Here is a 19,338-nt window from a genome sequence, read left to right on the forward strand (position 1 = left end):
GTGCCTGCGGCGGGACGCCTCGGCTCCGGCTGAGTCAGTCGCGGATGAGGGGGACATCGACGTCGGGCAGCTCGCCGCGGCGGGCGGCACGCAGGAGCCTCATCCCGTCGCGGGTGGCCTGCGCCGCCGTGATGAGCGGGCGGCGAGTGCTCAGCAGCTGGCGCCGGCCGCCGCGCAGGACGATCTCGCGGGCGGCCCGGCCCGCCGTGGCCACCCACCGGCGCTGTGTGGCCCGATCCAGGTGCAGCCCCGCGTACAGCAGCCGGTTGCGCACGTTGTAGTAGTAGTAGATGTCCGACTTGGCGCGGTCGGGCTGGTCGTCCTCGGAGTGGGTGCCGCCCTCATCGTGGACGGCCACGGCGTCGCGCACCAGGGCCAGGCTGCCCCCGGCCGCCAGGACCCGGGCCGAGAAGTCCACGTCCTCCCAGTACAGGAAGTAGCGCGCGTCCAGGCCGCCGGCGGCCTCGAACAGGTCCGCCGACAGCGCCAGACAGGCACCCGAGAGCCACGGCTGGGTGCCGCCGGGGGGAATCGGGCGCGGTGAGCGGCGCGAGCGCATCGAGCCATCGGCCAGGCACACGACGATCCCGTCGGAGACAATGCGGCCACTGGAGTCCTTGAGCACCGGCGCCACCAGAGCGAGCCGGTCCGCGTGCGCCCTGGCCGCCAGGCGGATGAGGTCGGCCCGGGCGATGACAGCGTCGGGATTGAGCAGGACCAGCAGGTCGGCTCCGAGCTCGCGGGCCCGGGCCGCACCCAGGTTCATGCCGCCGCCGAAGCCGGTGTTCGTCTCCGGCAGGACCGCCTCCCAGCCCCGCGAGGAGGCCAGCGCCACCAGTTCTTCGCGGGCGGCGGGTGTGGAGTAGTTGTCGACGACGATGATGCGGGCCTCGGGGAGTCCTCGGCCACGCGCGCCAGCGTGCGCCCCAGGAGCTTCGCCGAGTCGTAGCTGACGACGATGACCGCCGTGCGCGAGAGCAGCTCGCCGCCGGAGAGAGCCTCGGAGGCCTCGGTGATCTCGACAGCCTGGGCGGGGGCGCCGGTGGCGGGGCCGATCGGATTGGCGGCCTCGGGGGTCTCGGCGCCCTGGGCGGGGTCAGCGGTGGAGGTCATCGGAGCAGGAGCCTTCCGGGTGCGGGGCGGTGTCGGAGCGGTGCTGGCGAGGTCGGGTACGGCGGGTATCGCGCCTCCGAGAGCCGGGGGTGCGACGTCGTGACTCGGGTGCTCCCGGCGTGGGGCGCACCCGCTTCGTGATAGTACCGTTAGACCCTGATATCACGCCGCGATCCGCCGGCAGGCGGGAGGAAGGACGGGGCTGGACGTGCACCTGACCATCGCGATGCTCACCTACCGTCGCAACGACTACCTCGCGCAGGTGATCCCCGAGCTGCTGGCGCAGGCCGACGACGTCTGTGATGCGCAGACGACGGTGAGTGTGCTCATTGTGGACAACGACCCGCAGGCCGGGGCGAGGGCCGTCGTCGAGGCCGCCCGGGCGGCCCTGGGCGGCGAGCAGCCGGAGGCGGCGGAATCGTCCGGGGCGGCTGACTTGGACGCGGCGGCGACGTCGCGGCTGGTCTACGTTCACGAGCCCGAGCCGGGCATCGTGGCCGGACGCAACCGGGCCCTGAGCCAGGCCCACGGCTCTGACGCCCTCGTCTTCATCGACGACGACGAGATCCCCTCACCGGGCTGGCTCAAGGCCCTCGTGAGCACCTGGCGCGCCCAGGGCTGCGCCGCCGTCACCGGCCCCACGCCGCCGACCTTCGAGGTCGACCCCTCGGCGTGGGTGGTCGCTTCAGGTGCCTTCGACTCCTGGGAGGCTGCCGACGGTGCCCAGGTCCGCAGTGCCGACACCGGCAACCTGCTCCTGGATCTGGCCGTCGTCGAGGGCCTGGGGCTGCGCTTCGACCCGCGCTACGGGCTCACCGGCGGGGAGGACTCCCTGTTCACCCGCCAGCTCACCCGCGCCGGCGGTGTCATCCGCTTCGCGGCCGGGGCGGTGGTCACCAAGCGCGTGCCCGCGGCCCGCGCCCGGCGCACCTGGGTGCTGGAGCGCTCCTTGCGCTCGGGCTCGTCCTGGGCCCGGGTGCGCATCGACACAGCCGCGCCCGACGGCGGTGCCTCCGGCAGGCTCGCCCGTCTCAGGCTGCGCCTGGGCTATGGCGCCAAGGGACTGGCCAAGGCCGGAATCGACGGGGCTCGCGCCGGCGTGGCCCGCATCCGCGGTGACGTGCCCGCCCAGGCCCGCTACGAGGTCTCCTCGCGCGGGGGACTGGGCATGGTCGTGGGCGCGCTGGGCGTCCACGTGCGCGAGTACGGACGCCCCCGGCGCCGGAGGAACACAGCACGCCCCGGCAGGAGCAAGGCATGAACCGGCTGACAATCGCCATCCCCACCTTCCGCCGCCCGCAGGACCTCAAACGGGCCGTCAGTGGGGTCCTGGAGCAGGCCGGGGAACTGGTTGGCGGCTCGAGTGCCGAGGCCAGGGAACCCGAGGGCGATGCCGCGGGCGCGGCGGATACGGACGGGGGCGCAGGCAGGGGCGTGAGCGACGTTGAGGTCCTCGTCATCGACAACGACGCCCAGGGCACCGGGCGCGAGGCCGCCCTCGCCGCAGCGGCCGACGCCGGGGTGCCGGTGCGTTCCTCCGCGGAGGGCTCGGAGGAGCCCGGGGGCGTGGGCCTGCGCTACGTCATCGAGGAGAGGCCCGGTGTGGCGGCGGTGCGCAACCGCGCCCTGGACGAGACCGGTGGGCGCGACCTGCTCGTCTTCATCGACGACGACGAGGAGCCCGAGCCCGGCTGGCTCGCCGCCCTCGTGGGGATGTGGTCCTCGACCGGCTGCCAGGCGGTGGCCGGACCCGTCATCCCCGCCTACGATGTCGAGCCCGAGGCGTGGGTGCGTCAGGGCGAGTTCTTCGTGCGCAGAACCTGGCCCACTGGCACGGTCCGCCCGGTGGCGGCCTCCAACTGCCTGCTGCTGGACCTGGGTTTCGTGCGCCGGGCCGGGCTGCGCTTCGATGAGGCCTTCGGCGCCACTGGGGGAGAGGACACGCTCTTCACCCGCCGGCTGAGCGCCGCCGGCGGTGTCATCCGCTGGTGCGATGAGGCGCGCGTGCGCGACCACGTGCCGGCCTCGCGCCTCACCCGCCCCTGGATTCTACGACGTCAGCGCTCCCACGCTGCCACCTCGGTGCGCGTGGAGCTGGCCCTGGCCGGCGGCGGGGCTCAGCCGGCCATCCGGGCCAAGGCCGCGGCCGGTGGCCTGGTGCGCATCGTCGTCGGCGGCCTGCGAACCGCCGGCGGAACCCTCATCGGCAGCCCCCGGCACGCGGCCAAGGGGGCTCGGCTACTGGCCCGTGGCCGCGGCATCCTGGCGGCCAGCGTCGGAGGCGGCGTCCACCGCGAGTACGACCACTGAAGGCCGGGGCTACTGGACGAGGGCAAGGTGTACTCCACGGGCGTCGGGGGGGGTCGTGCAGTATGCGCAACCCTTGGCCAGTGGGGGCCTTGCTCCTTGCTGCTGGACATAGGGGCACCCCCATCGTGCCTTGGATCGACAAGATCTACCTGCGGCGGCTAGGACAGAGCAACGTTCATATCCTCCGGTGTGCTCGTGCCAATCCAGTTAACCTGAGCGCCTCCCAATACTGAGCCGGCTCCCGGTGGTCCGCCACACTTCCGTCATCCTGTGGGTCTGCGCTGTCCGGGCGCATATCCTCGGCCCGCAAGATCAGCATCACCGACAGGCCGCGCCTTCGTAGCTTACTCGCCCACGCCTCAATCAGCGGGTCGCAAGAATGCTTGCTGTGGTCGAGGAAAAGGTCAAGGCAGATATCAATGATACAAAGCCGATACCAACTCCGCCGAGCACAAAAACGAAAGGCGTTGAAGTAAGATCGGCGACCACACCCCCCAGGGTCAGGCCCGCCGTCATGCCGAGGCTGCCAACCGTACCGATCACCGCATAGACCCTGCCGAGGAAATGTCGATCGATCGTCAACTGTATCTGAGCTGCCAGTGCGCCGCTCAACAGCACCAGCGGGAGGCCCTGAATGAAGAACGCCACCGCAGCGACCCAGAAACCGGGCCAGATTCCCGGAACAGCAAGAGTCAGTGCGTAGACTCCGAGAGCCAGGGTGGTCACCCAACGAACGCTCACTGTGTCAGGGGTCACTAGCAGTGCAAGTCCACCGAGCAATGCTCCGACGGACGTGATGGCAAGCAGGAGGCCGTAGGTGTCGCCGCCGCCTTTCAGTGCCTCCATGACGTAAACGACGAGAATAGACTCCGGCATCCAGCCGAAAAGGTTCCAGAGTCCAAATACCGCCACAATGTTACGCGCAAAAGTATTTCGCCAAGTCACAACAAGGCCATCCCGCAATTCCTTCATGAAGGCGCGTATGCGACCTTCAATAGTTATGGTCGTCGGTTGGATGTTAACTTCCGCCGTACTCTCGTCACAAGTGTTCCCTTGGCGACCTTCATCGTGTTGTCCCTCGGCTGACGACTGATCAAGTATCAGTAAGTGTGAGCGCTGAAGAGAGTGTAGTGCGAGCGCAATGATGAGCAACATTCCTGCACTCAAAGTGAATGGCGTTGTCGCAGACCACCCTACCAATGCGGCGCCAACAAACGGGCCGATAGCTCCGTTGCCAAGCTCTTGCATCCACCGGATGGTGGCATTCGATTTCAGGTACTCGTTAGGTTCTGTTAAATCCGGGACAACCAGTACTGACGCTGCGTCATAGAATTCTTCTAGCGTGCCGAAGAACAAGGCGAATGCACAGAGCAGAAGGATAGAACCGGTGCCTAGGTAGAGCGCCACGGCGAGCCCCATTAAAAGGAGCGCACGGGCTAGGTTAACCAGGTATAGGGTCCGCAACTTGCTCCATCGATCAAGCATGACGCCGATCGGTATAGAGAGGAACACCTTGGGCAACGTTGCTACGGTAGCAACTAGTGCGACCTCCAGAGCTGAGTCGGCATACGAAGCGGTCAGCACAGCAAAGGCAGCGACCCGGATCCCATCGACGACGTTTGACCCCAGAGAAACTGCGGCGAGCTGTAAAATCGGCCCACGCACTAAGGTGCGTGCGCTCATGGGAGTACTTCCTTGTGTATCCAAACGCTCGGTACTACTCGTCCACCCATACAACGATAGAATTCGGTAAGTCCGGCGTGCTCCGGACCGTCGAGTCGGCATGAATCCGCCGACACCTGGACGTATACCATCGAGAGATCATGAAGAGTTTGGACTGAAGCAGGTGTGAGTAGGATGCCGTTGGTGTGCACAGTCACGATCATTCCAAGTTCCCGCGCATACGCCACCTGATCACGCCACCTCGGGATCATCAAATACTCCCCGTCAGTAAAATCGATCTGCTGTACTGCTATGGCATCTGCTTGGTTGATGACGTCCATAATTTCCCGTGACTCAGTCGCTCTTTACGGCCCGGCCCTGAGGTTGAGTAGCAGTAACTGCACGACAGGTTGCATGTAAGTAGAGCCTCGATCTGCACTCGCTGCAGGTGTGGATCCTCGGGCGCCCTACGATGAACGATTATGTCATCCAACCACCCGACTTGTCGCAAGGCTGCCGCCGGTGACTTTCGCCCCCCGGATCATCAGAAGATAGAGGCAAGACATCATGCCCACAGCAGCTGGCCCAGCCCCGGACCACCCGGGACCACCAACAAGGTAACGGGTGTCCCCGACGTCCTGCCCATCACTGCACGAAGCTCGGGGGCTACTGGAGGAGGGGCGGGTGTACTCCAAGGGGGTCGGGGGGTCGTGCAGTATGCACAATCCTTGGCCAGTGGGTCCCCACCCTCGTGGAGTGCGTTGGGATCACGCCTGCTGGGCGGGCGCCGTGGAGTCGGAGGACGCGTCCCGTGGTGGGGCGGCCGGCTCGTCGTCGGCGCCCAGCTGGGCGGCCTCACGCAGGGGAGGTTGCAGGACGGCGGCCCCCAGGACGATGGGCAGGTAGGCGGGAAGCACCGTCCAGGGCCCCACGAACACGTTCTGCACCACGGTCAGGGCCGCGAAGAACAGCCAGGGCGTGGCCTTGAGTCGCCCCAGGTCGCGCATCATCGCTGCCAGCGCCATTCCGGCGATGAGCAGCAGCAGGAGGCCGCCCGGGATCGAGGCCGCCGCCCACATGTCCATGAGACCCGAGTGGAGCTCGATGCGGCCGCCGAACATGAAGTTCTCGACGTACCCGTTGTCCGGGTCGTAGCCCAGGGCGGCCATGCCTTGCTTGGCCACCCACAGGTCCTCGAAACGGGGCTTGACGCCGGCGCCGTACCCCCAGGGCCGGTTCTGGAACAGGGCCCAGGAGGCTCCCAGCTCGGGGCGGGCGGACAGCAGCAGCCCCGCCGAGCTCGAGGACTGGGCGATGGTCCGGTTCTGGGCGTCCTCGCCCAGGGTCCCGGACTCCGAGGCCATGACGACCCCGGCCATCGCCACGATCCCCACGACCGCCAGGACGAGGATCTGGGAGATCGCCAGGCGCCGGGGAGCGGGCACGTGCCATCGGGCCCAGGACGCCAGGGCCTGCCAGATGACCGTGCCCAGGATGATGGCCAGGAAGGCCAGGGTGGAGCGTGAGTCGGAGACGAGGAAGACGCCGCTGAGCACCAGCAGGGCCGCGATCTGCACCAGCCGGCGCCGGTCGGCGACGAGGCTGAGGACCATGATCGTCACCGCCGCACCGACCCCGAACTTCCACGGGTTGGTGTTGGTCTGCAACAGGGGTAGCGAGTCCAGGAACATGCCGAAGCCGACTGCCAGGGCCGCGCGTCTTGTTCCCAGCCGGCGTGCCCCCCACACGAAGACGGCCACCGCGCAAGGGACGGCCAGCAGGCTCAAGGTGGTGACACGGCGGGCCCAGGCCTCCACGATGAAGCTGTTCTCGGCCAGCAGGGACATGATGTAGGCCGTGCCCGCCGCCAGGATGGACAGCACGAGCAGCAGCGAGAAGCGGCGCGCCTTGCGCACGGCCGTCCAGGTGATGGGGACCGAGACGAGCGCGACGCAGTCCCCGACGCTCAGGGCGGCCGTCAGCTCGCGGCGCACACCCACGCAGACCAGCAGGACGACGGCGATCGCCATCTCCAGCCGCCGCCACGTCGTCCCCGGTTCCCGGCCCGTTCCGGGATCAGTGTCCGACGGCGTTTGCGAGCCCTGGTAGGAGGTGGCCTGCGACCATGTCTGGGCCACGGCCGGTCAGGCGTCTTCCCGAGAGCGACGACGCCCAATGATGAGCAGCGGGTCCTCGACCTTGTCCTGCGGGTTCTTCTGACTCAGGAAGTACAGCAGGATCGCCATGATGGCGCCGGCGGCCAGTCCGATGGCGGTCCCGATCAGTGCGGTGGACACGGCCGACAGGCTCGAGCGGGAGGAGGGGGTCGTGGGGGAGTCGACCACCTTGAGGGATGCGGTGGTGTTCCCCGCTTGCCCGGAGCTGGACAGGTCACGGGCCACCGAGTCCAGGGCGCTCAGCTCGGCCTCGGCGATCCTGTGGGCGCGTTCGGGATCCGTGCTGGTGCACCGGATTTCCACCAGCGTGGTGCCGGTCTTGCTGGTCACCGACACGGACCTGCGCAGCTCGTCCTGGCTGATTCCTGTGTTCTTGGAGACCTCCGCGAAGGTGCTCTCCGAGGTTCCGATCTCCACCAGCGTCGGCATGACGGAGGTCAGGTAGTTGAAGGTGCTGGGGAGGTTGGCCTCACCGTTCTCCACGTACAGGTTCGCGTTGGCAGTGGAGGTGTACTGCGCCGGCGTCAACAGGCCGAAGACAGTGCCGATGATGGTGCCCAGCACAACGTGCATGACCACCAGGACTGCGTTCTTGCGCAGCGCGATGATGAGGGTTTCCGGGTCCATGGGTTCCGTTTCGGTGATTGCGGGAGCAACAGAATAGCGCGCCGTTTGGGGCGAGAGCCGGGCACGGGAAGTGAATCACCTCCTTCCCGGGCAGTTCTCAGAACTCGTCGGGGCGTTGGGGCTCGAGGATTGCAGGCACGTGCAGGATGATCGACCGGTCGGGTAGTGACCAATGCGACGAGCCTCCGCCAGGCGGAGTAGAGCCCACGACGACGCAGGTGTGAACGACTCCGGGGCGGTGCTCAGGGCCCGTCGGAGCCCCCGGTGTGCGAGTCGACCCCCGGCCCCAAAGTGCCCTCGGAGCCGCTGGAGCCCCTGGAGTCGCCTACGGGCCCGGAGTGGAGCGTGGGCTCGGCCTTCAAGCCGCGCAGGCCGTTCCAGGCGAGGTTGACCATGTGGGCGGCCACCTCCTCCTTACTCATCGAGCGGTTCTCCAACCACCACTGAGCCGGCATCGCCACGATACCCACCAGCATCTGGGCGTACAACGGGGCCGTGCGCGGGTCGAGGTCGTGGGCGGCGAACTGCGAGGCGAGGATCCCGGAGACCTCGATGGCGACGTCGGCCAGCAGCGTCGAGTATGTACCGGCCGCGCGGTCCGAGCCCGCCGAGAGGATGCGGAAACCGTCGGGGGAGTCCTCGATATAGGTCAGCAGGGCCAGGGCGGCCCGCTCGGCGATCCGAGAGGCCGAGCCGGAGGCGTCGGATCCTCCCTGTGCGTGCCGGTCGGCCTCCGGCGCCGCCGTGGCGTCCGTGGTGGGATCTGCGATAGCAGAGGAGATCGCGGCCGAGATCGTGGTGATCTCCCGGTCGACGACGACGGCGTACAGGCCCTCCTTGCCGCCGAAGTGCTCGTAGACCACAGGCTTGGACACCTGGGCGCGGGCCGCCACCTCCTCCACACTCGTGGCGTCGAAGCCGCGCTCGGCGAACAGTCCGCGGGCCACGGCGATGAGCTGTTCGCGCCGCTCGCTGGCGCTCATGCGGGTGCGTTTGGCGGCCATGGCCCTAGACCCCGCTGCTGCGGTCGGCCGGCCGGGCGGAGCGACGGCGCTGGGACCACTGGGCGAAGCGCGCCGAGGCCAGGGCCCCGGTGCGGCGGGCCAGCCGGTGGCTGGGGGCCTCGATGTAGCGCTGGAACCTCCAGGTCAGCGGCGCCGAGACCACCGGCGCCAGGATGAGCACCCACCACGGCGAGATCGAGTGCGTCAGCAGCCGCAGCGAGACCACGACCGGCTCGTGCACCAGATAGAGGGAGAAGGACATGAGCCCCAGGTACTGCACGGTGCGCGAGCGCAGCAGGCCGCGCAGCGCCCCGGCCCGCACCACGAGGTGGACCAGGTAGGCCGCCGCCGCCAGGGTGACTGCGTTGGCCAGGCGCTGGGCTGTGTGGCTCTCCATCCCCGGCCACCAGGCCAGGGTGATGAGCAGCAGGCACACCAGGGCCTGCGCCGTCGCCCAGGGTCGGGGACGCTCGGGCACCGGGGCGGGGTTGTGCCCCCAGGCCCAGCCCATGACCGCACCGATGGTGAAGACCGGCAGGTAGCTGCCCGAGCCGGGGCTGGCGGTGATGACGGGCACCGCCAGGGCCGCCACCACCGGCAGCCAGGAGATCCGCCAGCGGGCGCACAGGGCCACCCCGAGGATCATCAGGGGCAGCACGAAGGAGAAGATCGCCTCGGCGTGCAAGGACCACAGGACGGTGTTGCGGTAGGCGTGCTTGGGGATGAGCAGGTACTCCATGAGCATCTGGCGCGCCCCGAGCCCCACAGGGTGGGTGACGGTCATCCAGTGCCCCAGCGCCGGATCCTCCGAGCGCGGCACGAGCAGCATCGCGATGACTGCGAAGGTGGTGGAGGCCGCCGCCGGCAGCCACAGGCGCACGAAGCGCCTAGGGGCGTAGTCGACCCAGTCGAAGCGCCGCCCCTGGGCGTGGCGGCGGGCCACCGGGTAGGTCAGGGCCACGCCGGACAGGACGAAGAAGATGAGGACGGCCTCGTGGCCCGCCCACAGCAGGTGGAGGGGGCTCTGGGTGAGGATCCGGTTGAAGGTGCCGGTGGGGACGGTGCCGGGCCGCGCCCCGACCTCCGCCAGCGCGGGGACGGTCTCCAGGGCGTGGTGGATGAGCACGACGACGGCGGCCAGCCCGCGCAGCCCGTCGAGCTCGATGAGTCGCACCGCTGCCGGCTTGCCGGAGGAGGGAGGGGGAGCGGAGGGGGAACTGGACATGCCCCCATCCTGCCCTGTCCTCCCGGCCGACCGCGAAGTCCGAGGAGTGTGGCATGCGCCCCGCTCGGGCGGGAGGCTCGGTGCCAGGTCCGGTCCTGGAGGCGACCAGGACGCAACCGTGCGCGACCGGGGCGCGCTGAACCGCCGCGTAAGGTGCCGAGCGCGACCGGGACATGAGAGACTGTCCCGGCGTCTCGCCCCTCGCCGTTGGGCTCGGGCCGGGATGTGTCCTTTCCGCCCTGGTGTAGCGGCAGCACGCAGGCCTTTGGAGCCTTGAGGCCCGGGTTCGAATCCTGGGGGCGGAGCGGCGTAGCATGAGCGGCGTTGGGGTTCCCTCGCTCTCACGCCCGACGACGGTCACCCGGCCGCCGGCGGTATACGCGCCAACCGTCCATCCGTACCTGATTTCAGAAACCGTTGGAGTCCGTCCCCGGCCTCCGCCCGGTCGCGGCCGGAGACGTCGGGAGCCCGGGCGCGAACCTGTGAGAAGAGGACACGTGACGCCAACCGCACCCGCCGCCGTCATCGTCATGGCCGCAGGCAAGGGAACTCGTATGCGATCGGTCACCCCCAAGGTCCTGCACCGGATCGGCGGTCGCAGCCTGGTGGACCACGCCGTCACCGCGGCCAGGGGGCTGGAGCCCCAGCACCTCGTCGTCGTCGTACGCCACGAGCGCGACGCCGTCATCGCCCATCTCGCCGAGGTCGCCCCCGACGCCGTCCCGGCCGACCAGGACGAGGTCCCCGGCACCGGGCGGGCCGTCGCCTGCGGGCTGGCCGCCCTGCCCGAGGACCTCACCGGGCCCGTCGTCGTCACCAGCGGGGACGTCCCGCTGCTGGACACCGCCACCCTGAAGGATCTCCTGGCTCAGCACCATGAGCGAGGGGATGCCGTCACCCTGCTGACCACCGAGCTCGAGGACCCCACCGGCTACGGGCGCGTCGTGCGCGAGGCCGACGGCACGGTCTCGGCCGTCGTCGAGCAGCGCGACGCCAGCGAGGCCCAGCGCGCGATCCGCGAGATCAACGCCGGCGTCTACGTCTTCGACGCCGCCCACCTGCGTACCGCTCTGGCGACCCTGGGCACGGACAACGACCAGGGCGAGGTCTACCTCACCGACGTCGTCGCCCACGCCCACCGGGCCGGGCGGTCCACCAGCGCGCTGGTCGCCACCGACCACTGGCTCGTCGAGGGCTGCAACGACCGTGCCCAGCTCGCTGAACTCGGCGCCGAGCTCAACCGCCGCGTCCTGGCCGACTGGATGGCCCAGGGCGTCGGCGTCGTCGACCCCTCCTCCACCTGGGTGGACGTCACCGCCGAGCTCGCCCAGGACGTCACCCTCGAGCAGGGCGTCCTCGTGCGCGGAAGCACCCGGATCGGCCAGGGCGCCCGCGTGGGCGCCTACGCGATCCTCACCGACGCCGTCATCCCGGCCGGCTGCGTCGTGGCCCCCTTCAGCCAGCTCGACGCCGACGCCGCCCAGGCCTGACGCATGAGCGCACCGCAGCTTCGGCCCCGACCGGTGAGGCCGTCGTGGCTCTGCCGGCCGAAGCGATCACTGACCTTCACCTCCGTCTCCAACAGTCACATCGAGGGCCGCACCGGCCGTGAGAAGGGAACCACGTCATGACGGGCATCATTACCAAGGGTGAGAAACGGCTGGTCGTTGTCTCCGGACGCGCCCATCCCGAGCTCGCCCAGGACGTGGCCAGCGAGCTCGGCACCGAGGTGCTGTCCTCCACGGCCTACGACTTCGCCAACGGGGAGACCTATGTCCGTTTCAACGAGTCGGTGCGCGGCTGCGACGTGTTCGTCGTCCAGTCCCACGGCGACCGCGTCAACGACTGGCTCATGGAGCAGCTCATCATGGTTGACGCCCTCAAGCGCGCCTCCGCCAAGCGCATCACCGTGGTGGCCCCCTTCTTCCCCTACGCCCGTCAGGACAAGAAGCACCTGGGGCGCGAGCCCATCAGCGCCCGCCTTGTGGCCGACCTCTACAAGACTGCCGGCGCCGACCGCCTCATGAGCGTGGACCTGCACACCTCCCAGGAGCAGGGCTTCTTCGACGGACCCTGGGACCACCTGTGGGCCCAGCCGGTGCTCGTGGACTACGTGCGCACCCGCGTCGACCCCGGCAACGCCGCCGTCGTCTCCCCCGACGCCGGCCGTATCCGGGTGGCCGAGCGCTGGGCCAACCAGCTCGGCGGCACCCCGCTGGCCTTCGTCCACAAGACCCGGGACGTCACCCGCCCCAACGAGTCGGTGGCCAACCGTGTCGTCGGCGACGTCGAGGGGCGCTCCTGCGTCCTGGTCGACGACATGATCGACACCGGCGGCACCATCGCCAAGGCCGTCCAGGTGCTCCTGGACTCCGGGGCCAAGGACGTCATCGTCGCCGCGACCCACGGGGTGCTCTCCGGGCCGGCCGTGGACCGGCTCTCCACCTGCGGGGCCCGCGAGGTCATCGTCACCGACACCCTGCCGATCCCCGCCGGCAAGCGCTTTGACCAGCTGACCATTCTGCCGATTGCGCCGTTGCTGGCCCGGGCCATCAAGGCGGTGTTCGACGACGGCTCGGTGGCCTCCCTCTTCGACACCGTCGGCGTCGCCGGCGCCTGAGGCCGGAGGGCCTGCTCCTCGCAGGACCCCCATAGCCACCGCGCGCTAGTTCCGGCCTTCACTCTCCCGACCTCGCTGGGCCCCGTACCGGGGTCCGGCGAGGGCGTCTGTCATGGGGCGGGCTCCCCATGACGGCGAGTCGCGCTCAGGGCGTGGAGCACTCTTCAGGTAACGATTATGTTGCAATCCGACCTCACGGTCGCGTAGCGTGGTGCCGTCATGGATTTGTGACCTTTTCGTTCTCTCTTCGTGCTCTGCATGAGTGGACACGCTCCCTGAAGCAACACGCACTACCAGTTAAATTAATCGTTATCACAGACATTCGACCGGCGACTCACGTGGGCCTCATTCGCTCTGATGTCAATGGTGTGCCGTGATCCCCCTGCGCGTTGCTCGCCATATGTACCGGAGGTTTCCGTGCGTCGTCTCTCCACCATCCCTCGTCTCGCCATCATCCTGTCCCTCCTGCCGCTGCTGCTCGCCTCGATGGTCGTCCTGACCCCCGCCGCGCCGGTGGCCATGGCTCAGGAGGCCGACGCCGATGGGAAGGACCAGGGCGACGGCTCGGACAACGTCGGTGACGACGAGGGCCCCGCCGCTGCAGGCGCCGACCCCTCCGGCCAGTCCTCTCGTGAGCCCGTGTACACGGCGGCACCCCTGCCCACGGTGCAGATCGACGGCGTCGCCTGGGGGCAGCTCGTCGTCGGCGACGTGGTCTACGTCGTCGGCAGCTTCGACAACGCCCGCCCGGCCGGCGCTCCCAAGAAGCAGCAGCAGGTCGCGCGCTCCAACATCCTGGCCTATGACCTCAACACCGGGAAACTCATCGAGGACTTCGCCCCCACCCTTAACGGGCCAGGACGCAGCCTGGCTCTCTCCCAGGACGGCAAGACCCTTTACGTGGCCGGGGAGTTCGACCAGGTTAACGGCGAGTGGCACAGCCGCTTGGCGGCCTTCGACCTCACTCAGGGGCACGGAACCCTCATCTCCTCCTTCAAGCCCATGTTCAACACGACCGTCAAGGACATCGCGGTCGCCGGCGACACCCTCTACGCCGGGGGCTACTTCACCAAGGTGAACGGTCAGCCGCGCGTCAGGGTGGCCGCCCTCAAGGCCTCCACCGGCCAGCTGCTGAACTGGACCGCCTCCGCGGAGGGGCCCAATGCCCAGGTGTACGCGATCGAGGTCTCCCCGGACCACTCCAAGGTCGTCATCGGCGGCTCCTTCTCCTCGGTCAACGGCTCGAGCAAACCCGGCTACGGGATGGCGCTCCTGAGCGCCTCCACCGGCGAGGTGCTGCCCATGCCCGTCAATGACATCGTGCGCACAGCCGGAGAGAAGGCCGCCATCTTCGACATCGCCGTCGACGACGACGGTTTCTACGGCACCGCCTACTCCGCCGTCGGACGCCTTGACGAGGCCAACCTTGAGGGGAGCTTCAGGGCGGACTGGGACGGCAACCTCGTCTGGCTCGAGCCCTGCCACGGTGACACTTACGGGATCGCCCCGACCAAGGACACCGTCTACACGGTGGGGCACGCCCACTCCTGCGAGACCATCTACGGGTTCCCCAATATGCCCGAGGTTCGCAAGGACGGTCCGCACCCCCTGTATGTGCGGGCCATGGCCTTCACCAACAGCCCCGATATCACCATCCGCCACCAGGGGGTGGTCGACGGGTACCAGGACTGGTCGACGTCGGGCTACAAGAGCCCCACGATCATCGGCTGGTACCCGGACCTGGAGGCGGGCAAGTACACGGGTATGTCCCAGGCCGCCTACAAGGTGGACGTCACCGACTCCTACGTCCTCATGGTGGGTGAGTTCGTCGAGGCCAACGGCACGACCCAGCAGGGGATCGTGCGCTACCCCAAACGTGCGGGCCAGCCCACGCTGCCCCCCGAGGGCAAGGCCGAGACCCTGGCCGCCAAGGCGGAGGTGACGGCCCCGGGCTCGGTGAAGGTGGGGTTCAAAGCCACCTGGGACCGCGACGACCCGACCCTGACCTACAGCCTCTACCGGGATGACGAGACCACGCCGGTGGCCACTGAGAAGATCGGCGACACCCGCTGGGCTCTCATGAACCACAGCCTGGAGGACACCACCTGCGCGCCTGGTGATCACACCTACCGCCTGGTGGTCTCCGACCCCAGCGGCAACACCATCACCGCCCAGATCCCCAGTGTCACGGTCCCCCAGACGGCGCAGAACAACAAGGAGAAGGGCAAGAAGGCGCAGCCCGCCGCTGAGGCGAAGGACGCCGCCAAGGACGCGGACCAGGGCGGCAACCAGCAGGACGCCGATGAGGACCAGGCCGCCGATGAGGAGGACGACAACTAAGCGGCTCGGGGCGCCGCGGGTTCCTGGGCTGGGACCTGCCTAGCTGGCTCGGTGCAGACATGAAGGGCGGGTCCGATGCTTGCATCGGACCCGCCCTTGACGCTGGTGCCGGCAGCCGGCTCACCAGGAGCGGCGCGTTGACTGCCCGCGGCGACCAGCCGAGGCCGCAGAGGACGCCGAGGCGGAGGCTGAGTGCCGCGCCGCTGAGGAGGCCGAGTACGCCGAGGCCATCTGCTGACCGGGCTGGATCGACGGCGGCGGAGGCGGCGGCGGGGCGTCCGGCGGATCAGGACTGCGGTGGCGTCCTCCCGCCGACGCCGACACCGGCGTGAGATGGCGGGTCTGCTCGATGGAGGACTCCTCAGGCAACGGCGTCACAAGAGTCAGTCGAGGCTTGGACATCCGCCGGCGTCGAGCCAGAGTCTGCCGGCGCGAGGGCGCCTGCTGACGCATCGACGTCGAAGGCGCGGTGGAGGGGCTGGTCTCAGGGGCCGAGTCCTGCGTGCGTGCCGCGACGCGTGAGACCTCGGTGGCAGCCGCGGGCTCGGGAGCCGAGGAGGTCGGCTGGACCCGACGCCGGCCCGTCGTCGTGGGCAGGGAGGAAGCGTCCTGCCAACCGGCCGATGACACCGGGCGGTCCGCCGACGGCGAGGTGATGCGCCGCCGAGTGGGCACGCTCGGCGCGGAGCTCGAGGTGGGCGCCGAGGCGCGCCGGCGCCCGGTGGTCGGCATGGCGGCGGGGGAGCTGGCGGAGGAGGATGCCGCGGTCGGCGTCGGTGCCGGAGGGTACTCGTAGGAGGGCCCTGCCGAGGGGGCGGAGGAGGCGGGCGAGGCTGAGGACCCGGAGGAGGCCGAGACGGTCTGCCCGGTGGGCAGGGCGGTGCTGCGGCGAGTGGGGCCGTCGGGTGCGCCCGGGAAACGGTGGCTCCCGGAGGCCGGGGCGGCTGTATAGGGCTGAACCGCGATCGACGGGGAGGCCGGCACCGTCAGGTCGGCGGGGGTGGGCAGCGGGGGAGGTAGTGGCGCGTGTCGGTAGGTGGCGGTGGCCTCGGGGGCCGACTGGGATGAGGTGGTCTCGGCCGAGATGGTCCCAGCCGAGGCGCCCGGCGCGGGCTGGTCGGCCTGCTGGCGCTGCATGGCGGAGGTAATGCCCGAGGTGAAGCTGTGTGCGGGGGCCAGGGCGGGATCCTGGGCGGAGGGCTGCGCCGAGGACTGATCGGAGACCGAGGCTGCCGAGGCCGACGACAGCGGTGCCGCACTCATGGAGGTGGGGGAGTGCGTTGACGACGTGGTGGGCACCGGGGAGGCCGGGGTCGGCGTCGGTGCGGGGGCCTGGGCCGGCTCCTGGGCGTAGGGCACTGGTTGGGCTGGCGGGTACGCGGAGTCGGAGAACGCGGGCATCGCGGTCGTCTGCTGCGGCGACTGCGGGGTCGGGAAGGCCGGGGCCGGTGCGGAGGAGGCCGTCGGCTGAGAGGTCGGTGCCGGGGTCGATGTCGAAGCCGGCAGCATGGGCGCGGAGCCGGGAGACGGCATCGAGGCGGGGGCCGCCTGCGGGGCCATGGCGCCAGGATCCTGGATGCCGGAGACCTCAGGGGAGACCGGGGCCTGGTACGGGGCCGGGAGCTGTTGATACTGGTAGGGCGGCTGCGCCTGCACCTGAGGCTGCGCGGGCGGCTGCTGGCTCGGTCGCAGCAGGTCCGAGGTCTTCTGCCGCAGGGCGCTCAGCGTGGCCGCCGTACGTCCGGGACGGTTCTCGGCGACACTGTCGCCGCCATGGCCGCTGTCGCGGCGGTGACGGAACATCGCATAGGAGACGGAGGCCAGAAGACCCAGCAGCAGGCCGGAGACGGCCGCGGCTTGGGCGCCGGGGCGCTCCATGGTCGTGTTGGCCGTGGTGGCGGGCGAGGTGGTGCTCGTCGTCATGCCCAGGGCCTGCTTACCCAGCAGCTCACCGGAGGAGAGCTCCTTGTTGAGCGAGTTGGCCGTCGCCTGGGCCATGTCGACGGCCTTCTGCTTGCTGTCGGCCTTGGCGGTGATGGACAGGACCAGCGTCTCAGGCGGGTTGGTGACCGTCAGGGCGTCCGACAGGTCGGTGGTCTCCATGTTCAGGTTGGCCGCCGCCGGATCGAGGACCTTCGGGCTCGTGGAGAGCTCCACGAGGGTCGGCATGAGGTCCTTGGCCTGGGTGGAGAAGGATGGGGTCTCCTTGGACTTGGGCTGGATGCCCAGGGTCGTGGTGGCCGCGGCGACCGGCTTCGTCGCCAAGGCCACTCCCAGCCCGGCCAGGATGCACACGAGCAGGATGACGAGGCAGGCCACAAGGTTCCTGCGGATGGCGTGAAGGATCTGCGACGGCTGCACGCTGCTCCTCATCTGGTCTGGGGATGATCTGGATCTGGTCGGTTCCGGCGGCCCGTCAGGCACCGTGGGCCGCATGGCCCGGCGGATGCTGAAAGGCTACGGCCCAACCCTAACTGTAAGATCACGCTTAGGTCTCGGCGACTGTAGTAGCCTTCGCTGCGCCCCCGGCCACGCCTGGAATCCTCAGACGTGGGGGAGCGGGCGATGTGGTGAGTCTTTCACCGGAACCGTGTGACGGGCGAGGGGTCCGAGGACCCCGCACCAGCAGTGAAGAAGGCGTCGGGGTCGGCCCAGCCGGGGCGACGACGTCGGACTTCTTCCGGTTGCTCCTGACCTTGGTCAGGGCCTCGGAGGCTCTTCCAGCATCTTCCCGGGTACTTCTCACAGCAGCCTGTGGCGGCTTGCCGCCCCACCGGCCGTCCGCCGACAAGCCACGTATCAACCACCTACCGACCACCTACCGACCACCGACTCGACCACCGTGACATCACCGCGGTCATGACAGAACAAGGGAGGAACGATGTCCTTCGTCAGGACCCTGTTCATCGTCCTCCCCATGGTGGCCGCCGGTCTGGCGGTCCTCATCTTCGTGGCCGACCGCATCCACCGCCGCCCCATTGTCGGGGCCGGCCTGGTCATGGGCGCCATCGGCTTCGTGCCGGTGTGGGTGATGATCCCCTTCGAGCCCAATGTGCCTCCGGCCACCCTGGCCTGCTTCCTGGTGATCGTCGCCCTCCTGCCCGGTTTCTCGTGGCGGCTGACCAGCGGTGACTTCATGGTCGCCACCGCTTGGTGCCTGGTGGGCCTGTCCGTCGCCGCGGGCTCGCCGCTCAACTACGTCCTGTCCGACGTCGTCTTCGGCGCCCTGCCCGCCTACCTCGCCGGACGGCTGCTCGTGGAGCGGCTCGGGCTGCGGCGCATGGCCGAGGTCCTGGCGGTCGTGTGGATCGTGGTGGCGGTGCTGGCGCTGTTCGAGGCCGTCACCACCATCAACCCCTTCAGCTACATCACCATCGACAACAACCTCTACGAGGAGTGGGCCCCGCCCCTGGCTCGGGGCAGTTTCACCCGCGTCGAGGGGGCCTTCGGCCACCCCATCGCCCTAGGCGTGTGCCTGGCGGCCGGTATTCCCCTCATCCTGGCCACGCGGTGGAGGCCCGGCTACCGGATCGCGGCCGGCGCCCTCGTTCTGGGGGCGACCATCCCGACCTTCTCCCGCTCGGCGATCGCCTGCGCCGTCATCGCCGTCATCCTCAGCCTTATGCAGGTGCACACCAACATCCCCGCCCTGTGGCGGATGAGCTTCCTCATGGTGCTGGTCGGCGTGGGCAGCGTGCTGCTGCCCTACGTCCTGGGCGTCTTCGACTCAGCCGGCCGTGAGCAGGAGGACTCGGCCGGCTACCGCGGCGACATCCTCGTCCTGGTGCGTCAGCTCAAGCCGCTGGGACTGTCCCCGGTCTACCAGAAGTCAGGGGACTCGGTGTCCTGGGGCGGCTACAGCTCCATCGACAACCACCTGCTGCTGACCGCGCTGCGCTTCGGCTGGCTCCCCGTGGTGCTCATCATGGTGGGGCTGCTGGTCTACGGCTTCCGGGCCGTCGTTCAGCGTTCCAACCCCGCGCAGATCGCCCTGCTCAGCCTCATTCCGGCCTACGGCACGGTCGCCTTCATCACCCAGATCGGCACCGTTGTGTGGCTCATCGCCGGCATGGCCGCCTCAGCGCAGGTCTCCGTCCTGCTGGAGAACCGCAACAAGACCACGGGTGGGGGCGTGGGCGTCGTCGCCGGGCACGCCAACCCCTGGAACCGGATCCGCAGCGGGGACTGGTCCTGCCGGGCCTTCGCCGGCCGATCGGTCCGGCCCGTCAGTGGTGCTGATGCGGGGAGTCACTAGACTCG

Annotated in this window: 12 protein-coding genes, 1 tRNA gene and 1 pseudogene; 7 read left to right on the forward strand and 7 right to left on the reverse strand. The window is 69.2% G+C overall.

Features of this window, described 5'->3' with window-relative positions; translation table 11 throughout:
* Nucleotides 1–34: 34 nt before the first annotated feature.
* Nucleotides 35–1,113: pseudogene (locus AXE84_RS06440) on the reverse strand (glycosyltransferase family 2 protein).
* 208 nt (nucleotides 1,114–1,321) lie between these two features.
* Between AXE84_RS06440 and AXE84_RS06445 the strand changes: the two are divergent.
* Complete coding sequence (locus AXE84_RS06445) at nucleotides 1,322–2,374, forward strand: glycosyltransferase family 2 protein (RefSeq protein ID WP_060957270.1); 1,053 nt, start codon at nucleotides 1,322–1,324, stop codon at nucleotides 2,372–2,374.
* On the forward strand, nucleotides 2,371–3,423 hold the full coding sequence (locus AXE84_RS06450; RefSeq protein WP_060957271.1) for a glycosyltransferase family 2 protein: 1,053 nt from the start codon (nucleotides 2,371–2,373) through the stop codon (nucleotides 3,421–3,423). The genes AXE84_RS06445 and AXE84_RS06450 overlap by 4 nt, the downstream gene beginning before the upstream one ends.
* Before the next feature lie 363 nt (nucleotides 3,424–3,786).
* Here the strand turns inward: AXE84_RS06450 and AXE84_RS06455 are convergent, their stop codons facing one another.
* The 5 genes from AXE84_RS06455 to AXE84_RS06475 all read right to left on the reverse strand — a co-directional run bounded on the left by AXE84_RS06455 (nucleotide 3,787) and on the right by AXE84_RS06475 (nucleotide 10,118).
* A complete protein-coding gene (locus AXE84_RS06455; protein ID WP_060957272.1) occupies nucleotides 3,787–5,106 on the reverse strand; it encodes an MFS transporter in 1,320 nt (439 codons plus the stop codon).
* Nucleotides 5,107–5,852: 746 nt separating this feature from the next.
* Nucleotides 5,853–7,115, reverse strand: coding sequence for a hypothetical protein (locus tag AXE84_RS06460; protein WP_060957273.1), 1,263 nt, complete (start codon nucleotides 7,113–7,115; stop codon nucleotides 5,853–5,855).
* Nucleotides 7,116–7,229: 114 nt separating this feature from the next.
* Entirely contained in the window at nucleotides 7,230–7,889 is a 660-nt protein-coding gene (locus AXE84_RS06465; protein WP_060957274.1) for a chain-length determining protein, read from the reverse strand.
* A gap of 242 nt (nucleotides 7,890–8,131) precedes the next feature.
* On the reverse strand, nucleotides 8,132–8,893 hold the full coding sequence (locus AXE84_RS06470) for a TetR/AcrR family transcriptional regulator (RefSeq protein WP_060957275.1): 762 nt from the start codon (nucleotides 8,891–8,893) through the stop codon (nucleotides 8,132–8,134).
* A 4-nt stretch (nucleotides 8,894–8,897) separates the two neighbouring features.
* A complete protein-coding gene (locus AXE84_RS06475) occupies nucleotides 8,898–10,118 on the reverse strand; it encodes an acyltransferase family protein (RefSeq protein WP_060957276.1) in 1,221 nt (406 codons plus the stop codon).
* A gap of 233 nt (nucleotides 10,119–10,351) precedes the next feature.
* Between AXE84_RS06475 and AXE84_RS06480 the strand changes: the two genes are divergently transcribed.
* From AXE84_RS06480 to AXE84_RS06495, 4 genes are all read left to right on the forward strand, one after another.
* A tRNA-Gln gene (locus AXE84_RS06480) sits at nucleotides 10,352–10,423 on the forward strand.
* Nucleotides 10,424–10,615: 192 nt separating this feature from the next.
* Nucleotides 10,616–11,608, forward strand: a complete 993-nt coding sequence (locus AXE84_RS06485; RefSeq protein WP_150116259.1) for a bifunctional N-acetylglucosamine-1-phosphate uridyltransferase/glucosamine-1-phosphate acetyltransferase — start codon at nucleotides 10,616–10,618, stop codon at nucleotides 11,606–11,608.
* Nucleotides 11,609–11,745: 137 nt separating this feature from the next.
* A complete protein-coding gene (locus AXE84_RS06490) occupies nucleotides 11,746–12,738 on the forward strand; it encodes a ribose-phosphate diphosphokinase (protein ID WP_010613874.1) in 993 nt (330 codons plus the stop codon).
* 417 nt (nucleotides 12,739–13,155) lie between these two features.
* On the forward strand, nucleotides 13,156–15,078 hold the full coding sequence (locus AXE84_RS06495) for a hypothetical protein (protein WP_060957277.1): 1,923 nt from the start codon (nucleotides 13,156–13,158) through the stop codon (nucleotides 15,076–15,078).
* Between the two features lie 120 nt (nucleotides 15,079–15,198).
* On the opposite strand, the gene AXE84_RS06500 is transcribed toward AXE84_RS06495, so the two are convergent.
* A complete protein-coding gene (locus AXE84_RS06500) occupies nucleotides 15,199–17,439 on the reverse strand; it encodes a YveK family protein (RefSeq protein ID WP_060957278.1) in 2,241 nt (746 codons plus the stop codon).
* A 520-nt stretch (nucleotides 17,440–17,959) separates the two neighbouring features.
* Between AXE84_RS06500 and AXE84_RS06505 the strand changes: the two genes are divergently transcribed.
* The gene (locus AXE84_RS06505) at nucleotides 17,960–19,333 is read left to right on the forward strand and encodes a hypothetical protein (RefSeq protein ID WP_060957279.1); all 1,374 of its coding nucleotides are present in this window, start codon (nucleotides 17,960–17,962) and stop codon (nucleotides 19,331–19,333) included.
* The last annotated feature ends 5 nt before the right edge of the window (nucleotides 19,334–19,338 follow it).

The organism is Actinomyces oris (genome assembly GCF_001553935.1).
In the GTDB taxonomy this organism is placed as follows: Bacteria; Actinomycetota; Actinomycetes; order Actinomycetales; family Actinomycetaceae; genus Actinomyces; species Actinomyces oris_A.